This is a genomic window from Bacillus sp. FSL R5-0416, from assembly GCF_037975425.1.
In the GTDB taxonomy this organism is placed as follows: domain Bacteria; phylum Bacillota; class Bacilli; order Bacillales; family Bacillaceae; genus Bacillus; species Bacillus subtilis.
Genome location: NZ_CP150252.1, coordinates 1,499,727 through 1,517,068 on the forward strand (window position 1 = coordinate 1,499,727; position 17,342 = coordinate 1,517,068).

General features: G+C 43.2%; 20 protein-coding genes. 18 read left to right on the forward strand and 2 right to left on the reverse strand.

Annotated features, from left to right (window positions below):
* Positions 1–90 precede the first annotated feature (90 nt).
* From NYE20_RS08025 to NYE20_RS08050, 6 genes are all read left to right on the forward strand, one after another.
* Positions 91–567, forward strand: coding sequence for a flavodoxin (locus tag NYE20_RS08025; RefSeq protein ID WP_038827511.1), 477 nt, complete (start codon positions 91–93; stop codon positions 565–567).
* Entirely contained in the window at positions 557–1,450 is an 894-nt protein-coding gene (locus NYE20_RS08030) for an exo-alpha-sialidase (protein WP_161621550.1), read from the forward strand. The genes NYE20_RS08025 and NYE20_RS08030 overlap by 11 nt, the downstream gene beginning before the upstream one ends.
* A gap of 15 nt (positions 1,451–1,465) precedes the next feature.
* Positions 1,466–1,921 carry a flavodoxin gene (locus NYE20_RS08035; RefSeq protein ID WP_161621551.1) on the forward strand — a complete coding sequence of 152 codons (456 nt, stop codon included), beginning with the start codon at positions 1,466–1,468 and terminating at the stop codon, positions 1,919–1,921.
* A gap of 104 nt (positions 1,922–2,025) precedes the next feature.
* Positions 2,026–2,736 (forward strand): 2,3,4,5-tetrahydropyridine-2,6-dicarboxylate N-acetyltransferase, encoded by a 711-nt coding sequence (gene dapD, locus NYE20_RS08040; RefSeq protein WP_003218680.1) that lies wholly within the window; start codon positions 2,026–2,028, stop codon positions 2,734–2,736.
* A gap of 69 nt (positions 2,737–2,805) precedes the next feature.
* Entirely contained in the window at positions 2,806–3,930 is a 1,125-nt protein-coding gene (locus NYE20_RS08045; RefSeq protein ID WP_014476668.1) for an N-acetyldiaminopimelate deacetylase, read from the forward strand.
* 61 nt (positions 3,931–3,991) lie between these two features.
* Positions 3,992–4,237: a YkuS family protein gene (locus NYE20_RS08050; RefSeq protein WP_003232382.1), complete on the forward strand. Its 246-nt coding sequence runs from the start codon at positions 3,992–3,994 to the stop codon at positions 4,235–4,237.
* A gap of 36 nt (positions 4,238–4,273) precedes the next feature.
* Here NYE20_RS08050 and mscT read toward each other — a convergent pair whose 3' ends face one another.
* Complete coding sequence (mscT, locus tag NYE20_RS08055) at positions 4,274–5,077, reverse strand: small-conductance mechanosensitive channel protein MscT (protein ID WP_003244994.1); 804 nt, start codon at positions 5,075–5,077, stop codon at positions 4,274–4,276.
* A 236-nt stretch (positions 5,078–5,313) separates the two neighbouring features.
* Here mscT and ahpA point away from each other — a divergent pair, with 236 nt between their 5' ends.
* The 3 genes from ahpA to rok all read left to right on the forward strand — a co-directional run bounded on the left by ahpA (position 5,314) and on the right by rok (position 7,423).
* Complete coding sequence (gene ahpA, locus NYE20_RS08060) at positions 5,314–5,856, forward strand: biofilm-specific peroxidase AhpA (RefSeq protein ID WP_003245371.1); 543 nt, start codon at positions 5,314–5,316, stop codon at positions 5,854–5,856.
* Positions 5,857–5,926: 70 nt separating this feature from the next.
* On the forward strand, positions 5,927–6,373 hold the full coding sequence (gene ykuV / locus NYE20_RS08065; RefSeq protein WP_128740301.1) for a thiol-disulfide oxidoreductase YkuV: 447 nt from the start codon (positions 5,927–5,929) through the stop codon (positions 6,371–6,373).
* 465 nt (positions 6,374–6,838) lie between these two features.
* Entirely contained in the window at positions 6,839–7,423 is a 585-nt protein-coding gene (gene rok / locus NYE20_RS08070; RefSeq protein WP_014113628.1) for a transcriptional regulator Rok, read from the forward strand.
* A gap of 40 nt (positions 7,424–7,463) precedes the next feature.
* On the opposite strand, the gene cse15 is transcribed toward rok, so the two are convergent.
* Positions 7,464–8,429, reverse strand: coding sequence for a spore protein Cse15 (cse15, locus tag NYE20_RS08075; RefSeq protein WP_021479381.1), 966 nt, complete (start codon positions 8,427–8,429; stop codon positions 7,464–7,466).
* Positions 8,430–8,565: 136 nt separating this feature from the next.
* Between cse15 and NYE20_RS08080 the strand changes: the two genes are divergently transcribed.
* From NYE20_RS08080 to yknW, 9 genes are all read left to right on the forward strand, one after another.
* Positions 8,566–9,165: a molybdenum cofactor guanylyltransferase gene (locus tag NYE20_RS08080; protein WP_339184938.1), complete on the forward strand. Its 600-nt coding sequence runs from the start codon at positions 8,566–8,568 to the stop codon at positions 9,163–9,165.
* A 50-nt stretch (positions 9,166–9,215) separates the two neighbouring features.
* The gene (locus NYE20_RS08085; protein WP_041335765.1) at positions 9,216–10,235 is read left to right on the forward strand and encodes a molybdopterin-synthase adenylyltransferase MoeB; all 1,020 of its coding nucleotides are present in this window, start codon (positions 9,216–9,218) and stop codon (positions 10,233–10,235) included.
* A gap of 17 nt (positions 10,236–10,252) precedes the next feature.
* Complete coding sequence (gene glp, locus NYE20_RS08090) at positions 10,253–11,545, forward strand: gephyrin-like molybdotransferase Glp (RefSeq protein WP_021479378.1); 1,293 nt, start codon at positions 10,253–10,255, stop codon at positions 11,543–11,545.
* Positions 11,506–12,027, forward strand: a complete 522-nt coding sequence (gene mobB, locus NYE20_RS08095) for a molybdopterin-guanine dinucleotide biosynthesis protein B (protein WP_014479673.1) — start codon at positions 11,506–11,508, stop codon at positions 12,025–12,027. Before glp ends, mobB begins: the two co-directional genes overlap by 40 nt.
* Positions 12,027–12,500: a molybdenum cofactor biosynthesis protein MoaE gene (locus NYE20_RS08100; protein WP_038829591.1), complete on the forward strand. Its 474-nt coding sequence runs from the start codon at positions 12,027–12,029 to the stop codon at positions 12,498–12,500. Before mobB ends, NYE20_RS08100 begins: the two co-directional genes overlap by 1 nt.
* Positions 12,493–12,726, forward strand: coding sequence for a molybdopterin converting factor subunit 1 (gene moaD, locus NYE20_RS08105; protein ID WP_014476678.1), 234 nt, complete (start codon positions 12,493–12,495; stop codon positions 12,724–12,726). The genes NYE20_RS08100 and moaD overlap by 8 nt, the downstream gene beginning before the upstream one ends.
* Positions 12,727–12,949: 223 nt before the next feature.
* Positions 12,950–14,707 (forward strand): ABC transporter ATP-binding protein, encoded by a 1,758-nt coding sequence (locus tag NYE20_RS08110; protein WP_124048360.1) that lies wholly within the window; start codon positions 12,950–12,952, stop codon positions 14,705–14,707.
* 11 nt (positions 14,708–14,718) lie between these two features.
* Entirely contained in the window at positions 14,719–16,533 is a 1,815-nt protein-coding gene (locus tag NYE20_RS08115) for an ABC transporter ATP-binding protein (protein ID WP_072175382.1), read from the forward strand.
* A 109-nt stretch (positions 16,534–16,642) separates the two neighbouring features.
* Entirely contained in the window at positions 16,643–17,338 is a 696-nt protein-coding gene (gene yknW / locus NYE20_RS08120; protein WP_128740302.1) for a toxin SDP protection protein YknW, read from the forward strand.
* Positions 17,339–17,342 lie beyond the last annotated feature (4 nt).

The window sequence follows — 17,342 nt, forward strand, 5'->3', positions numbered from 1 at the left end:
TTTTTATTTATCTGTTGACAATGAAAATCATTATCATTTAAAGTGATACATATGATATTGAAAATCATTATCAATTAATGGGGTGATAACATGGCTAAAGCCTTGATTACATATGCCAGCATGTCAGGAAATACAGAAGACATTGCCTTCATAATAAAAGATACGCTTCAGGAATATGAGTTGGATATCGATTGTGTCGAGATAGATGATGTGGATGCGTCTTGTTTAACCTCCTATGATTATGTACTGATTGGCACCTATACATGGGGGGACGGCGATTTGCCCTACGAAGCGGAGGATTTTTTCGAAGAGGTCAAACAGCTTCAGCTTAATGGTTTAAAAACAGCCTGCTTCGGGTCTGGCGATTATTCTTATCCAAAGTTTTGCGAAGCGGTGAATTTGTTCAATGCCATGCTGCAAGAGGCGGGAGCTGCTGTTTATCAGGAAACACTAAAAATTGAATTAGCGCCTGAAACAGATGAAGATGTGGAAAGCTGCCGAGCGTTTGCGAGAGGTTTTCTTGCATGGGCAGATTATATGAACAAGGAAAAAAGCCATGTTTCATAAAGGAGCAACTGCTGTTACGGCATCGGCGTTTTCTGGATATTTTGTGGCGGTACAAAGAGAAGGCATTTTTCATTATTCTTTGGAGCAGGGCTGGAGAAAGCTTTTTCGTTTGAAAAGTAAGATACACTGTATCAGCTACATAGGGCCTTACTTATTTGGCGTTGGTGAAAAGGGAACAGTCATTCGTTCGGCTGATGAAGGGAAAACCTGGACGATGTCGAGCTTTCCGACAAATGCAACAGTGTGGGCGATTACCGGCAGAAACAACGGGTTTGTCTGCGCCCACGGTAAGCATTGTATTTATGTATCGGATGATTTTGGTGTCTCATGGCGCGTAGCCAAACCTTTTGCCGAATTTCATAATCCCCCTGTTATCCGGTCGCTATGCCTTCACGGGGGCAATCTTTTTATCGGCACGCAAATACATGCATATTTTGGCGGCATTTGGGCTTACGACATTAAGCGTGACACTGTCCAAGTTGTCAAAAAAGAAAAAAACCGGATGACGGCATCCATGCTCGTGTTCAATGAACATTGGCTGGTGGCGGCGATGGGTTCTGTGAAAGGAAAGCACGGTGCTGTCACTGTACGGAATCTTTTGAATGGTGAAGAATTCATCATTCAATCCAGTATGATCAGAAAAGAAGAGTCATTTCTTGATCTTTCAGAGGATGATGGCATTATATATGTCACTACAACACAAGATGAAAACGGTTTTTCGAGAATTTACCAGGCTGATCTCGAAGCCCGGTCGTTAAAATGGTTCGATACCATTAAGGGACATGGATGGAGAGTGGCCAATCAGAAAGAGAATTTCTTTTGCGCAGGCTTGTATGAATGTAAATTTGTCCAGCCGTACGAAGTTTCAGCAATGATTCATTAGAGGAGGAACAAGGAATTGGCGAAGATTTTGCTCGTTTATGCAACAATGTCAGGCAACACTGAAGCTATGGCAGATTTGATTGAAAAGGGGCTTCAGGAGGCGGAAGCAGAAGTAGACCGTTTCGAAGCAATGGATATTGATGATGCCCAGCTGTTTACCGATTATGACCATATCATAATGGGAACCTATACATGGGGAGACGGAGATCTGCCTGATGAATTTTTAGATCTGGCTGAAGACATGGATGAGATTGATTTTTCCGGCAAAACATGCGCTGTATTTGGTTCCGGTGATACAGCATATGAATTTTTCTGCGGAGCGGTTGATACGCTAGAGGCAAAAATAAAAGAACGCGGTGGAGACATTGTGCTGCCTTCGGTAAAAATCGAAAATAATCCAGAAGGTGAAGAAGAGCAAGAATTAATAAACTTTGGGAGACAATTCGCAAAGAAAAGCGGATGCGCTGTCTGATCACTCACTGGGAACTGCTAAAACGGCTGTTCCTTTTTTTCTTGTCTTTGTATCTTTCCTTTGATACAGTAATGAGGTAGAAAATCAGGAGGAGGACTATACATATGAAAATGATGGATGCAAATGAAATTATTTCATTTATTCAAAATAGTACAAAATCAACACCTGTAAAGGTTTACGTGAAAGGTGAGCTGGAAGGAATCAATTTCGGCGAATCTGCGAAAGCTTTTATCAATGGAAACACTGGTGTCGTTTTCGGTGAGTGGAGCGAAATCCAAACAGCAATCGAAGAAAACCAAAGCAAAATCGAAGACTATGTGGTTGAAAATGACCGCCGCAATTCTGCGATCCCAATGCTTGATCTTAAAAACATCAAAGCGCGTATCGAGCCGGGCGCGATCATCCGCGACCAAGTTGAAATCGGTGATAACGCAGTCATCATGATGGGTGCTTCTATTAATATCGGTTCAGTCATCGGCGAAGGCACAATGATTGATATGAACGTTGTGCTTGGCGGACGAGCTACTGTCGGAAAAAACTGCCATATCGGCGCGGGTTCTGTACTTGCGGGCGTTATTGAGCCGCCATCCGCTAAACCGGTTGTGATTGAAGACGACGTCGTAATCGGCGCAAATGCTGTTGTGCTTGAAGGTGTAACAGTAGGTAAAGGAGCTGTTGTTGCTGCGGGAGCGATCGTGGTAAACGACGTTGAGCCATACACTGTCGTTGCAGGCACACCAGCTAAAAAAATCAAAGACATTGATGAAAAAACAAAAGGCAAAACTGAAATCAAGCAGGAATTACGCCAGCTGTAAGGAAAAGTTTGATAAAAAAGGCGTGGATAATATATCCACGCCTTATTCGTATAGGCAGGAGGAATAGAAATGAAGAAAGAGGAGCTCATCGCAATTCGCAGAGATCTGCATCGTATACCGGAGCTTGGATTTCAGGAGTTCAAAACCCAGCAGTATTTATTACATGTCTTGGAACAATATCCGCAAGACAGAATTGAAATTGAGAAATGGCGAACAGGGCTTTTTGTAAAAGTGAACGGGACGGCGCCGGAAAAAATGCTGGCGTACAGAGCGGATATCGATGCGCTTTCTATAGAAGAGCAAACTGGTCTTCCATTCGCATCAGAGCATCACGGCAACATGCACGCCTGCGGTCACGATTTGCATATGACGATTGCACTCGGCATTATTGATCATTTTGTTCACCACCCAGTCAAACATGATTTGCTTTTTCTGTTTCAGCCGGCAGAGGAAGGGCCTGGCGGTGCGGAACCAATGCTTGAGAGCGATGTATTAAAAAAGTGGCAGCCTGATTTCATCACTGCGCTTCATATTGCTCCAGAGCTTCCGGTAGGCACCATTGCGACAAAAAGCGGCCTTCTATTTGCGAATACATCAGAGCTAGTCATCGATCTGGAAGGCAAAGGGGGACATGCGGCATATCCGCATTTGGCTGAGGATATGGTTGTAGCAGCAAGTACACTTGTCACCCAGCTGCAAACGATTATCTCTAGAAACACAGATCCGCTAGACAGTGCTGTTATTACAGTTGGTACCATTACCGGAGGCTCGGCACAAAATATCATTGCGGAAACGGCCCACCTGGAAGGCACGATCCGCACGCTTTCTGAAGAATCGATGAAACAGGTAAAGGAACGGATTGAAGATGTAGTGAAAGGAATCGAAATCGGATTCCGCTGCAAAGGAAAAGTGACATATCCGTCTGTATATCACCAAGTTTACAATACGAGCGGATTAACAGAAGAATTTATGTCTTTTGTTGCTGAACATCAACTGGCGACAGTAATTGAAGCAAAAGAAGCAATGACTGGGGAGGATTTTGGCTACATGCTGAAAAAATATCCCGGCTTCATGTTCTGGCTCGGCGCTGATTCTGAACATGGGCTTCATCATGCTAAGCTGAATCCCGATGAAAATGCGATAGAAACAGCGGTTAATGTCATGACAGGTTATTTTTCTGTTTATGCCAATTAAGTACAAATGAAAGAATAAAATTCCATAAAATGAGCACTCTAGTAAACGGAGGTGTTCAAAAATGGCTAAAAAAATTGGAATTGAACAATCGTTATCAGATGTAGAAGCTGCTTTAAAAGAAAAAGGATATGACGTTGTAATGATGAAAAGCCCTGCTGATGCTCAAGGCTGTGACTGCTGTGTCGTAACAGGTCTTGATAATAATGTGCAAGGGATAGCCGATACGGTAACACAAGCACCTGTCATTACAGCTTCCGGGATGACGGCTGAAGAAATTTGCAGCGAAGTTGAGAGCAGAATTCAGTAATAAAAAAACCGAAGCAAAAAGCTTCGGTTCTTTTATTTATTCTGTTTCTTTAGGGAAAGCGCGGTCGAACGCGTTCTTTATTTCTTTTCTCAACACTCGTTCGACTCGCCACTGTTCCATATTTTCTGTTTTGGCAATGACCCTGATTACAATTTCAGAAGTCCCCAGTTCTTGAATCCCGATGACATTTGGGCCTTCTTTTATTTGTGGAAGAGCCGCTGCCGTTTCATCACAAACCTGCTGTAAAATATGAATCATTTCATCAATATTTCTTTCAGCCGGCACTTTAATGTCAACAAGAGCCTGCATGGTACCACGAGAATGATTGCTCACGTTTGTGATGTTTCTGTTGGGGATGTAATGCAGTGTTCCGTCAAAGCTGCGGATTTGAGTTGTTCTTAAGCCAACCTGCTCGACAATTCCGTCAAAGGTGGAAACGGTAATATAATCTCCGACATCCAATTGTTTCTCAAGCAAAATAAAAAAACCTGTCACGATATCACTGACAAGCCCTTGGGCGCCAAATCCGACAGCCAGGCCGACGATTCCTGCCCCCGCTAAAAGAGCGCTTGGATCATAATGAAACAAATCTAGAACCATGACGAAAAATATGAAAATCAATGTATAAGCAAATATGTTAAGAGTCAGGCTTCGGAGCGTATGTGCACGTCCGATAGACAAGCTATTCTGCTCCTCGAATTTTGCAAAAAGATGTTTAATGATTTTCATGCCTAATGATCGAACGATAAAATAGAGCAATATCATAATGGCGAGTTTAATGAGCAGAACACCGGCATTTGTAATCAGTCCCGCCCAATCATATTGTTTAATAAAGTCCATGTTGAGCTCCTTTTCTAATTGATTGCTGCACATTGAGACTAGTTACCCTGTACATGACCATGTTAAACGTTTTATTCAAAAATGTCGAAGCCAAAGACATACATGATTTGTTAAAAATTGACTCGGGAAATCTGCTTTTATATAATGGCATTGCAATATAACTAAAAATGGTTAATCACCCTTTATTTTCATGCGATTTTGACCTTTAAGCCAAACAATAAATTGGAGGGATACATATGGCAGAACGTATGGTAGGTAAACAAGCTCCTCGTTTTGAAATGGAAGCAGTCCTTGCAAGCAAAGAATTCGGTAAAGTAAGTCTTGAGGAAAACATGAAAAACGACAAATGGACAGTGCTGTTCTTCTATCCAATGGATTTCACTTTTGTTTGTCCGACAGAAATTACAGCAATGTCTGACCGCTATGACGAGTTCGAAGATCTTGATGCAGAAGTCATCGGGGTTTCAACTGATACCATCCATACTCATTTAGCTTGGATCAATACAGACCGCAAAGAAAACGGTCTTGGCCAGCTGAAATACCCGCTTGCTGCTGATACAAACCATGAGGTATCCCGGGAATATGGCGTTTTAATCGAAGAAGAAGGTGTGGCTTTGCGCGGATTGTTTATTATTAATCCTGAAGGGGAGCTTCAATATCAAACTGTTTTCCATAACAATATTGGGCGTGATGTTGATGAAACGCTTCGTGTTCTCCAGGCGCTGCAAACTGGCGGACTCTGTCCGGCTAACTGGAAACCAGGCCAAAAAACACTTTAATTCTTTCCAAGAACGAAAAGCGGTCTAGCATATTCGTTAGGCCACTCTGTTAAATAGGAGGGAAAAAGCAATGAAATTACGTCAGCCCATGCCGGAATTGACGGGAGAAAAAGCTTGGTTAAATGGTGAAGTGACGAGAGAGCAATTGATTGGGGAAAAGCCGACGCTTATTCATTTCTGGTCCATCAGCTGCCACTTGTGCAAAGAAGCGATGCCGCAAGTGAATAAATTTCGTGATAAATATAAAGATCAACTGAATGTTGTAGCTGTGCATATGCCCCGTTCCGAAGATGATCTTGACCTTGGTAAAATTAAAGAAACAGCCGCTGAACACGATATCACTCAGCCGATTTTTGTTGACAGTGACCATGCTTTAACCGATGCATTTGAAAATGAATACGTACCTGCGTATTATGTGTTTGATAAAACAGGACAGCTCCGTCACTTCCAAGCCGGCGGGAGCGGTATGAAAATGCTTGAAAAACGTGTGAACCGCGTTCTGGCTGAAACGGAATAGGTATCTGACTAAATAGTATTTCCTAAAAACCTGATCACATCAGGTTTTTTATTTGTGCAAAAAGCAATGGAAGAAGAGTAAGAAGCTTATTTTTCCAAATTTGGGTATAGGAATTGATGGTTTGTTTGATTGATACGCTAGAAAACACAGCTAATTTTTGATGTTTTTCCTCAATTTTAGATAAATCTCATATCTCATAACTCGAAAATTGTAGATATTACACTAAATTTCTTTAAAGAAGTAAGTAAAATATATATTTTCAACATTATACCAAATAAACTAGAAAGCCCCTTAATCCCTTGAGAATAAAGGACTCTTTTGAAAAATAAAACATTTTCAGAAAATAAGGAATTTTTCATAGAGTAAATATAATAGTAAAATGCTAAAATAATAGTTGATAAAATTACTTTTGTAATCTAATATCTTAATTAAAGATGTTAATTTTGATAGGGGGTACATTGAGGAATGTTTAATGAAAGAGAAGCTTTGCGCTTGCGGTTAGAACAATTAAATGAAGCTGAAGTGAAAGTCATTCGTGAATATCAAATTGAACGTGATAAAATATACGCAAAATTAAGAGAGCTGGACAGAAATGGAAGCCCTTCCGAAATCAAAAAGGATTTCCGTTCTGAAAAAAAACCTGACTCTCTGCCGGTTCTCGCTGAGCTTGCGGCTCAGGAAATCAGAAGCTATCAGCCGCAATCACAGCAGCAGTCTGTCCAGCCTCAGCTTCAATCTATTTCCTCTCTTCCTGCCGGTATACCAGACGGAACAACACGAAGAAGAAGAGGAACGGCAAGACCGGGATCAAAAGCAGCGAAGCTGCGTGAAGCTGCTATTAAAACATTAAAACGCCACAACGCGGCGATTAAGAGCTCCGAGCTTCAAAAAGAGATTGAAAAAGAAAGCGGTCTTGAAATCCCTAATATGACAACGTTTATGCAAAGCTTAATTAAAATGTACCCGGAAGTGAAAAAACCATATCGCGGGCAGTACATTTTAGAGGGTGAAATCGAATCTGCAGAATCAGCTGAATCAGCTAATGAATAAATATAAAGAAAAACTGCTTGGCATCGCTCAAGCAGTTTTTTTATTGAGGTTTTTTCTGTGAAGGTTTGTTTTCTTTTTCAAGATTAAGCTTATACACCCACTTTTGATAAGGCTTTTCTTCAGCGGCTCTGTTTTTCAGCTCTTCGATTGTATGGCTCTTGGCCTGGTCTGATGATTGGGCGCGGGCAAGCTGTTTTTGGAGCACATGTATCTGTTTGGTGACATCTTCAAGGATGGTCTCTACATGATATGGCTGCGCGTAGGCCGCTGGAGCTTCTTCTTCCGTTTTTTCTTTTTGTTTTGTGCCGCCATCAATATCGGCAAAATGAGAAGCAATCCAGGCATCGCTTTCATCAAGCTGCCGTTTATACGATATAATAGTTTCGTGAAATAATTTTTCTTTCGTTTTTTCTATGTCTAGCAGTCTTTCTTTCGTTTCTATGATTCGATCTTTCATATGATCAACTTCTATTTTAATATGTTTTAGCTGATATTCTTTTTCTACCATTTGCTCTTTTAGACGCCCATTTTCGGCTTTTATCAATTCGGCTTGCTGTTTTGCCTGAAGCAGTGCATTTTGTTCTTGCTCAATTGAGGCTTGAAGTTCGCTGATCCGTTTATGAAGATTTTTATTTTCTTCTTCGATTTTGACTTTAGCAATATGAAGTTTATGTTTTTCTTCGATTTCGGCTCTGCGTTTATAGGTTTCAGCAGATAGAAGCTCCTGCAAAACAACGATTTTATCAAGCAGTTCAGCTCTTATTTGGTGCAGGGTTTGGCTGGTGTGGGAGGCATGTTTTTCTTTTGTTGACATGTGTGTTAATTCGGCAGACAGCTGCTGGAGTTTTTCTTTCATATCGGTATTTTCTTTGAGCAATTTGTTATTTTTCTGATGAAAGTAGCTTGCTTCAAGTTCAGAAATCAGCTTATGGCACCTTGAAAGCTCGGATTTTAAATAAAGGTTCTCCTGAGACACGTCGTGGAAAAAAGGACCTGATCTTTTCATTCGAACCATCTCCCTCATGATGTTAACACTACAATATGCAAATACTGAACAGCTATTCCTCTTTAATAAACAGACAAGCAGTAGCGTTGAGCCTTTGCTTTTGCTATGCTTTTAACGAAACTAGAGGTGAGATGATATGAAGCATGTAAACGTACTGCTGGCAGGGGGAGCCTCGCGGCGATTTGGAGAACCGAAGGCGTTTGTCAAATGGAAGGGCAGGATGCTTTACGAATGCGCTAAAGAGGCACTTGGAGAACAAACGGTTATCATCAGCCGTCCCGAATTTATTGATAGATTTCAAGAAAATGGTGAAAATGAAGTGTATCAAGATGCTGAGCCATTTCAAGGCATGGGGCCATTGGCTGGTATATATACCGCTTTTAAAAAGACAGACGGTGATCTTTATACTGTTCTTTCCTGTGACACACCGCTGATACAAAGAAGGACGATGCTGGAGCTCAAATGTCTGATGACTGCCGGTGCGGACGCGGCAGTCCCAATTTCAGACGGACAAGTGCAGCCATTGATTGCGATTTACCACAAACGTATCATGCCAGTTCTATACGATCAGCTTTCTGAGAAGAGGTTGAGAATATCAGATTTATTAGGCAGAATTTCGGTTTGTTACGTACAGGCTGAAAATATCGGAGCAAACCCGGCAGAGTTTATCAACATTAATACACGTGATGATTTTAGCTGTTTGGAAGAAAAATCGAACTCCCTCAAGCGGGACTGACGGGGCAATAACATGATAAGATGACATAAAAGATAAGGAGAACAGGTTTGATGGAGGAACGTTATTCACGGCAAATCAGATTTAAGCAAATTGGGGAAGAGGGCCAGAAAAGACTGGCAGACAGCCATGTGCTGATTGTCGGAGCGGGAGCGCTCGGCACTGCAGGAGCTGAAGGGCTTTCGAGAGCGGGAGTCGGTACTATTACCATTATTGACCGTGACTATGTGGAGTGGAGCAATCTTCAAAGGCAGCAGCTTTATACAGAAAGCGATGCCAAACTCCGCATGCCGAAAGCCATGGCTGCCAAAGAGCATTTATCAGCGATTAACAGCGAGATACATATTGAGGCGTATGTTACCGAAGGAACAGCCGAAACGCTTGAGCCGCTGATTGAAAAAGCAGATGTCGTGATCGACGCGACAGATAATTTTGAAACCCGCATGCTGATAAACGATCTTGCCCAGAAAACAAAGACACCTTGGGTCTATGGCGCCTGTGTAAGCAGCCAGGGAATGTTCATGACTGTCATTCCCGGAGAAACCCCTTGTCTGTCTTGTTTGTTTGAGCAAATTCCTGTCGGCGGGGCGACGTGTGATACTGCCGGTATTATTCCGCCTGCTGTGCATATCGTTTCAGCATATCAGCAGGCTGAGGCATTAAAGCTGTTAACCGGCCAAATAGAAGCAATACAGCGGGGTTTTGTGACATTTGATGTCTGGAACAATTCGCATATGAAGATTAACGTTAATCATGTACGCCGTGAGGAATGCCCATCTTGCGGAGCAAATGCGGTATATCCTTATCTTCAGGATTGGAACACACCAAAAGCTGCTGTACTATGCGGCCGTGACACAGTGCAGGTAAGGTCAGAATCATTAAAAAGAATCCCGAAACAGGAGCTCATTAAGCGGCTGAAAGCAATCGGCAAGGTCGAGGCTAATGCGTTTTTGCTGCATATTTTTTACGAGGATTTCAGAATTGTCATTTTCAATGACGGACGGGCACTGGTGCATGGAACAAATGATGTGAAAGAAGCCAACTCCGTGTTGGCAAGAGTGATTGGACTGTAACAACAGGAGGGGTCAGAATGCTGGAGAAAAGAACACCGATACCGGTAGACGAGGCAGTTCGGCGTGTCTGCCATTTTCAAAAACAAGGTGAAACAGAATGGGTGGCGCTTGAAGACAGCCTTCATCGGTTTTTAGCCGAAGATATAACTGCGGATCACCACGTACCTGCATTTGATCGTTCGCCATACGATGGTTTTGCTGTCAGAGCGTGCGATACGGCAGAAGCTTCACGTGAAAACCCAGTTCGGTTTGAAGTTATTGACCATATTGGAGCGGGAGCAGTATCTGAAAAAAAACTTGGCCCGTTTCAGGCCGTGCGGATTATGACTGGCGCGCAAATCCCTGAAGGGGCAGATGCAGTCGTCATGATTGAACTGACTCAAACCTTTGAGGAGAATGGGAAGTCATTTATGTCTTTAAAACGCCGCTTTCAGACGGGGGATAATATTTCAAAAACAGGTGAGGACGCTCAAAAAGGGAGTGTTTTACTGACAAAGGGCACCCGGGTGACACCAGGAGTGACGGCTCTTTTGGCAACATTCGGATACGCATCTGTGCCTGTCGTGAGAAAGCCTGTAGTCGGGATTATCGCAACCGGTACCGAATTGCTGAATGTCAGTGATCCGCTGGAACCGGGAAAAATCCGCAACAGCAATGCGAGTATGGTATATGCGCAAGCGATAGAAGCAGGCGCAACACCGCTTTATTTAGGGAAAATCTCTGATGAACTGGATAAAAGCTTTGCTGCAGTTAAAGAAGCGATGAAAAAGGTGGACTTCCTGATCACAACTGGCGGTGTGTCAGTCGGTGACTTTGACTTTTTGCCTGCGATCTATGAAAAACTCGGAGCGGACGTGCTGTTTAATAAAGTTGCCATGCGCCCGGGCAGCGTGACAACGGTGGCGCATGCAAACGATATGCTGCTGTTTGGCCTTTCAGGTAATCCGTCGGCATGCTATGTTGGTTTTGAACTGTTTGTCAAACCGATAATCCAGACATGGCTGCTCAATGAAACACCGCATTCAATTTGTGCGGAAGCTGTTTTGACCAAGGATTTTCCGAAGCCGAACCCATTTACCCGATTTGTTCGTGCGCTCGTGCACCATCAGGAAGGGAAGCTGTTGGCGACACCCGTTGGCTTAGATAAGTCGAGCTCTGTCACATCACTTGCAGATGCCAATGCATTTATTATCCTGCCGGGCGGCACGCGAGGCTACGAATCTGGCAGAACGGTTCAAGTACTGCTCATCAGAGAAGAGAATGGAAGTGAATGGCCTTGGTCCGTCCTTTCCCGATCGTCCAAGTTGTAGGATTTCAAAACAGCGGGAAAACAACGTTTATTGAGCGCATTCTTGAAAAAGCCTCTGAACAGGGAGTCCATTTGGGCTGCCTGAAGCATCATGGTCACGGCGGTGAACCGCAAACGCTCACGGAAGGAAAAGACACGGACCGTTACAAGGCCGCAGGTGCTGATGTAACAGCGGTAGAAGGTGCTGGTGTGTTACAGCTGACTGCCCGCCGCAATTGGGATTTGGCACGGCTGATTGAGTTATACCAATTTCTCGAAACAGACTGTCTTCTGATTGAAGGCTTTAAAAAAGCCTCTTATCCTAAAGTGGTTATCCTAAGTGAAAAGGAAGATCTGGAAGCGCTGCAAGCAGTAAATATAATCGCCATCATCTATAGAAAAAAAGAGCATATGACAGAGCATCAGGGATTACCCGTTTTTCATGCGGATGATCCGGTTGCCGTGGACTTTGTGCTTTCACAGCTGAAGGGGGAATCTGCATAATGGAACGGTTTGAGATTACGAAAACACCCATTAATACTGAAAACATCATCAAAAAAGTGGAGAAACGGGAAGCAGGAGCCATTACAACATTTATTGGTACGGTTCGGGAATGGACAAACGGAAAAAGAACGGTTCGGCTTGAATATGAGGCATATGAACCGATGGCCGTGCAAATGCTTGCTCAAATCGGCGCTGAAATCGAAGAAAAATGGGAAGGTGCCTCAGCTGCGATCACGCACCGTATAGGTGTGCTCGATATCGGTGAAGCAGCGGTAGTGATTGCTGTATCTTCTCCCCATCGAAAAGCCTCATATGAAGCCAATGAGTATGCGATTGAACGCATTAAACAGATTGTGCCGATTTGGAAAAAAGAAATTTGGGAAGACGGTGAGCAATGGATCGGCGACCAGCTAGAAACAACAGCTTATCCGAATGGAAAACCAGACCTAAGCGAGGGAGAGCAGCATGATTAAAATTCTTTTATTTGCAGGACTGGCTGAACAGGCCGGTACACAAGCAATAGAAATAGATGTGGAACAAGCAACCACAGATGAAATAAAAGCGAGTCTAAAAGAACAATACGGTCTTGAATCTATTGATACGGCTATGATTGCCGTTAACGAAAGCTATGTAAAAGAAAATACCTCTGTATCTTCGGGTGACACGGTAGCCATCATACCGCCGGTCAGCGGGGGATGAAAACCGGACGGCATTTCAGCCGTCTGGTTTTTCTGTATTTCATTGGCATATCCCCAAGTATCCTCAGCATACAATGATTTTCTGTAAGCGTTTATTCTACATATGTTACTCTCTATAAAGTAAGAGACTCACTCCATAATTAGACTGAAATTTTGAAAAATAATAGAAATTTATTTCGGGTATCGATATAGTGAAGATGATAAATGTTGGAAAGGTGCTGGATATGGAGACATTTAAAAGATTAAAAATGTATTATTGGCCGTACAGAAAAGTGTTTATGTGGTCGCTTCTAGCCATGCTTTTGATGACTGCAATTACTGTCGTTTATCCGATTATCCTGCAAATTACGATTGATGAGATCGTACTGGGACGGCAGTATCAGCTTGCGGCGTGGGTCAGCTTAGGATTTATTGCGGTAATGGTTTTGAAAGGAATGGCTACCTTTTTTCATCAGTATTTAGGTGATATGTTCGGGATCAAATCCGTTTATCGGCTGAGAAATGGTCTGTATGAAAAACTGCAGCGGCTTTCTTTTTCTTACTATGATAACGCGAAAACAGGAGATTTGATGTCCAGGCTGACTGCTGATGTTGAAGGGCTTCGTTTTTTCTTATCATACGGTCTCGCTGAGCTCATTCGCTTCGGCCTGCTGGTAGCCATCAGCCTGTCGGTTATGTTTTACTATTCTGTTCCTCTCACGCTTGTGACAATAGCTGTTCTGCCATTTCTCGCGGTTGCGGTATACCGGTTTGACAAAAGAGTCCATCCCGCCTTCAGAGGCATCCGCAAATCGTTTGCGAAACTCAATACAAAAGTTCAGGAAAATATCAGCGGCATTAATACGGTTAAATCTCTTTCAAGGGAAGATTTTCAGATCAGCACTTTCAATAAAGCCAATGCAGAATACAGGGCGCAGTATTTACAAACATCATCCATCTGGTCTGCGTATTTCCCTTTAATGGAGTTCATTGGTAACATTTGTATTGTAGCTCTTCTCTCATACGGCGGTTACTTGGTTATGCAAAATCAGCTCAATCCCGGCGAGCTTGTTGCTTTCTTCAGCCTTGTCAATTATATGATGTGGCCCATTATGAACTTAGGTTTTGTCATCAATATGTTCTCTCAAGCAAAAGCGTCAGGGGAACGCCTGCTCGACATTCTGGAAAAAGAAGAAGACATTACAGATCATCCTCATGCTTTGCATAAACAAAAATTAACCGGAGATGTCCATTTCAAAAATGTTTCTCTTGCATACGGGAAAGAACAAACAAACGCGCTGTGCAATGTAAGCTTTGAGGCAAACAGCGGGAAGGTAATCGGACTGTTGGGCCCGACAGGTTCAGGCAAAAGCTCAGTGACACAGCTTCTCACCAGATTTTACAGTCCTGTTAGCGGAATGATTACCATTGATCACAAACCCATCACAGATTATTCGTTAAAAACCCTTCGCTCCAATATCGGGGTCGTACTTCAAGAATCCTTCCTGTTTTCATCTACGATTAGATCAAATATTTCGTATGGGCGGCCGGATGCCTCAATGGAAGACGTCATCGAAGCGGCAAAAAGGGCGCAGGCTCATAACTTTATTATGGAGCTTCCTGATGGGTATGACACCATGCTGGGAGAGAGGGGAATGGGGCTTTCCGGCGGGCAGAAACAGCGTATTGCCATTGCGAGAGCCATCTGCTTGAACCCGAGCATTTTAATATTGGATGATGCCACAAGCGCAGTAGATATGCAAACGGAGCACAGCATACAGCTTGCCTTAAAAGAAGTCATGAAAAACCGCACAACCTTTATCGTTGCTCACCGCATTTCTTCACTGAAACACGCCGATGAAATTCTCGTTTTTAATAAAGGACGCATTCGTGAAAGGGGAACACATCACGAGCTTCTTGAAAAAGGCGGCTACTATAAAAAGATTTACGATTTGCAATACCGTGATGTCAAAATGATTAATGAGCCGCATGAGGTCGGATAGGGAGGGGCCAAATGAAACAAACGAAAAAACAGGGGATTTTAGAGCGTTTCTATTACTCTTCAGATGAAATCATTGAAAAGCCGTTTAACTGGGCTCAAATGTGGCGGCTGCTGAGCTATGTCAAACCATATCGAAAAACAATTTTGCCGCTTTCTTTTCTCACCGTATTGATTGGCACTGCTGTGAAGCTTGTGATCCCCATTCTGATCGGCGTTTATGTTCTTGATCAAGCGATTACAGGAAGAAACTCGGAGCTGCTGATTCAGCTCATTTTTATTATTAGCGGTTTATATGTCCTCAATTACGCCGCCAATGTGTTAAGAATCAGGTGGATGAATCAGCTTGGCCAGCATGTCATTTACGATTTGCGACAGCATTTATTTACCCATGTGCAGCGCTTATCCCATCGATTTTTTGATCAGCGGTCGGCGGGATCGATCTTAGTCAGGATCATGAATGATATTAACTCTCTTCAGGAGCTCTTTACAAGCGGAGTCATCAATTTGTTGACCGACTTGCTGCTTCTGGCCGGCGTGATTATCATTTTGTTTACGCTGAGCCCTGAGCTGACTATAGCCATCATGGTGACATTGCCGATTATGTTTTTTATTTCAACAAGTCTCAGAAAAAAAATACGCCGATCCTGGCAAACGGTACGGCTAAAGCAATCGAAGCTCAACTCTCATCTAAACGAAAGCATTCAGGGCATCCGGGTCACACAGGCATTTACGCAGGAAGAAGAAAACATGGCGTATTTTGACGGTGTCAATCAGGAGAACTACGAATCATGGCGGGAAGCAACTAGAAAAAATGCCATGTTCCGTCCGCTTGTAGAAATGACGAATGCGATTGGGACGGCTGTCTTGATTTGGTATGGAGCCACACTCATCATGAATGAAACCATTACGATTGGCGTCTTCGTTTCTTTTGCTTTCTATCTGGGAATGTTTTGGGAACCTATTTCGAGACTGGGTCAGGTCTATAATCAGCTGTTAATGGGGATGGCATCATCAGAACGGATTTTTGAGTTTCTGGACGAACAGCCAAATGTCAAGGAGAAGCCGAATGCCATTCATAATGAAAAGATAAATGGGGAGATCAGTTTTGAAGAGGTTGAGTTTTCGTATGATGAAAAACGAAAAGCCCTTCACGCCGTTTCTTTCTCTATTCCGGCGGGCTCAACGCTTGCGCTTGTCGGGCATACAGGGAGCGGGAAGACGACGATTGCCAATTTAATCAGCCGTTTTTATGATGCGACCGGAGGCACCATTAAAATAGACGGTATACCGATTAAGGATCTTTCCCTTGCCAGTCTGCGCTCTCAAATCAGCATTGTCCTGCAAGATACATTTATTTTCTCTGGGACCATCATGGAAAATATTCGTTTTGGAAGGCCAAATGCTTCGGATGAGGAGGTGATGAAAGCGTCCCAAGCGGTCGGAGCGGATGAGTTTATTTCCGATTTAGCGGAAGGATACGCAACAGAGGTAGAGGAAAGGGGCAGCGTACTGTCTGCCGGTCAGCGTCAGCTCATTTCATTTGCAAGAGCATTGCTCGCCGATCCGGCTATTATCATCCTTGACGAAGCAACGGCAAGCATTGATACAGAGACAGAAGTAAAAATTCAGCAAGCGTTAAAAACGCTTCTGAAAGGGCGTACAGCAGTGATGATCGCTCACAGATTGTCTACGATCCGCGACGCCGACCGCATCATTGTTCTTGATCACGGCAGGAAAATAGAAGAAGGGAACCATGATCAGCTGCTCGCTAAAGGAGGCATTTATGCCGGGCTTGTGAAAGCGCAATACAGCACAGCGATAGAATAATATGAAAAGCCTTCAATATTGAAGGGTTTTGGAAATTTATTAGAAAAACATGAAACTTTTTGATATCCTTCCCGTACTATTTGTTAGATATTCTCAAGGAGGTTTTGAAATGGAAACGAATGTAGAAAAAAACAGCGGAACGGCGACTGAAAAGCCTTCACTTTTCGGAGTAATCACAAGTCCGTCCGTTCAATTTGAAAGAATAAGAGAAAGGCCGGCTGTATGGGGACCGCTTTTGATTGTTGCAGCAATTATCATCGTCGGTGCCGTGCTGCAATCACTCGGTACGGATTATAGTGAGCTTTTGAAAAGCCAGGATACGCAAGGGCTATCTGCTGAACAAATGGAAACTTTCGCAACAATAACCAAAGTTGGCGGAATGGTAGGCGCTATTATCGGCGGTATCGCAGCATTATTTATTGCCCCTCTTATTTATTGGCTCTGTGTAAAAATATCAGGCGGAGTTACGACATATAAAAAAATGCTTTCTCTCGGTCTGTTTGTCTCTTTAATTAGCAGTCTCGGATTATTGGTTAATGGAATCGTTGCTTTTACGACTGACGTGAATCCTCTTTACAGCACGACGTCACTGGCAGGGATTATCCCATCTGACGGGGCTCTTGCCAGCGTGTTAAATACCTTTGAAATTTTCAGCATCTGGAGCTTTGTATTATTAGCAATCGGACTTCACAAAACGGGAGGCATCTCCAAAAAAGCCGGGTGGATTTCAGCAATCATTCTATTCGGAATTTTAGTTGTATTTTCATTCTTTTCAGGTTTAATCAATTCTGTGGCGGGTGCATAAGCTC

Bases quoted from the DNA above. Each gene is read 5' to 3' on its own strand.
- NYE20_RS08025 (WP_038827511.1), top strand. From the start codon at position 91: ATGGCTAAAGCCTTGATTACATATGCCAGCATGTCAGGAAATACAGAA.
- NYE20_RS08030 (WP_161621550.1), top strand. From the start codon at position 557: ATGTTTCATAAAGGAGCAACTGCTGTTACGGCATCGGCGTTTTCTGGA.
- dapD (WP_003218680.1), top strand. From the start codon at position 2,026: ATGAAAATGATGGATGCAAATGAAATTATTTCATTTATTCAAAATAGT.
- NYE20_RS08045 (WP_014476668.1), top strand. From the start codon at position 2,806: ATGAAGAAAGAGGAGCTCATCGCAATTCGCAGAGATCTGCATCGTATA.
- NYE20_RS08050 (WP_003232382.1), top strand. From the start codon at position 3,992: ATGGCTAAAAAAATTGGAATTGAACAATCGTTATCAGATGTAGAAGCT.
- mscT (WP_003244994.1), bottom strand. From the start codon at position 5,077: ATGGACTTTATTAAACAATATGATTGGGCGGGACTGATTACAAATGCC.
- ahpA (WP_003245371.1), top strand. From the start codon at position 5,314: ATGGCAGAACGTATGGTAGGTAAACAAGCTCCTCGTTTTGAAATGGAA.
- ykuV (WP_128740301.1), top strand. From the start codon at position 5,927: ATGAAATTACGTCAGCCCATGCCGGAATTGACGGGAGAAAAAGCTTGG.
- rok (WP_014113628.1), top strand. From the start codon at position 6,839: ATGTTTAATGAAAGAGAAGCTTTGCGCTTGCGGTTAGAACAATTAAAT.
- cse15 (WP_021479381.1), bottom strand. From the start codon at position 8,429: ATGAAAAGATCAGGTCCTTTTTTCCACGACGTGTCTCAGGAGAACCTT.
- NYE20_RS08080 (WP_339184938.1), top strand. From the start codon at position 8,566: ATGAAGCATGTAAACGTACTGCTGGCAGGGGGAGCCTCGCGGCGATTT.
- NYE20_RS08085 (WP_041335765.1), top strand. From the start codon at position 9,216: ATGGAGGAACGTTATTCACGGCAAATCAGATTTAAGCAAATTGGGGAA.
- glp (WP_021479378.1), top strand. From the start codon at position 10,253: ATGCTGGAGAAAAGAACACCGATACCGGTAGACGAGGCAGTTCGGCGT.
- mobB (WP_014479673.1), top strand. From the start codon at position 11,506: ATGGCCTTGGTCCGTCCTTTCCCGATCGTCCAAGTTGTAGGATTTCAA.
- NYE20_RS08100 (WP_038829591.1), top strand. From the start codon at position 12,027: ATGGAACGGTTTGAGATTACGAAAACACCCATTAATACTGAAAACATC.
- moaD (WP_014476678.1), top strand. From the start codon at position 12,493: ATGATTAAAATTCTTTTATTTGCAGGACTGGCTGAACAGGCCGGTACA.
- NYE20_RS08110 (WP_124048360.1), top strand. From the start codon at position 12,950: ATGGAGACATTTAAAAGATTAAAAATGTATTATTGGCCGTACAGAAAA.
- NYE20_RS08115 (WP_072175382.1), top strand. From the start codon at position 14,719: ATGAAACAAACGAAAAAACAGGGGATTTTAGAGCGTTTCTATTACTCT.
- yknW (WP_128740302.1), top strand. From the start codon at position 16,643: ATGGAAACGAATGTAGAAAAAAACAGCGGAACGGCGACTGAAAAGCCT.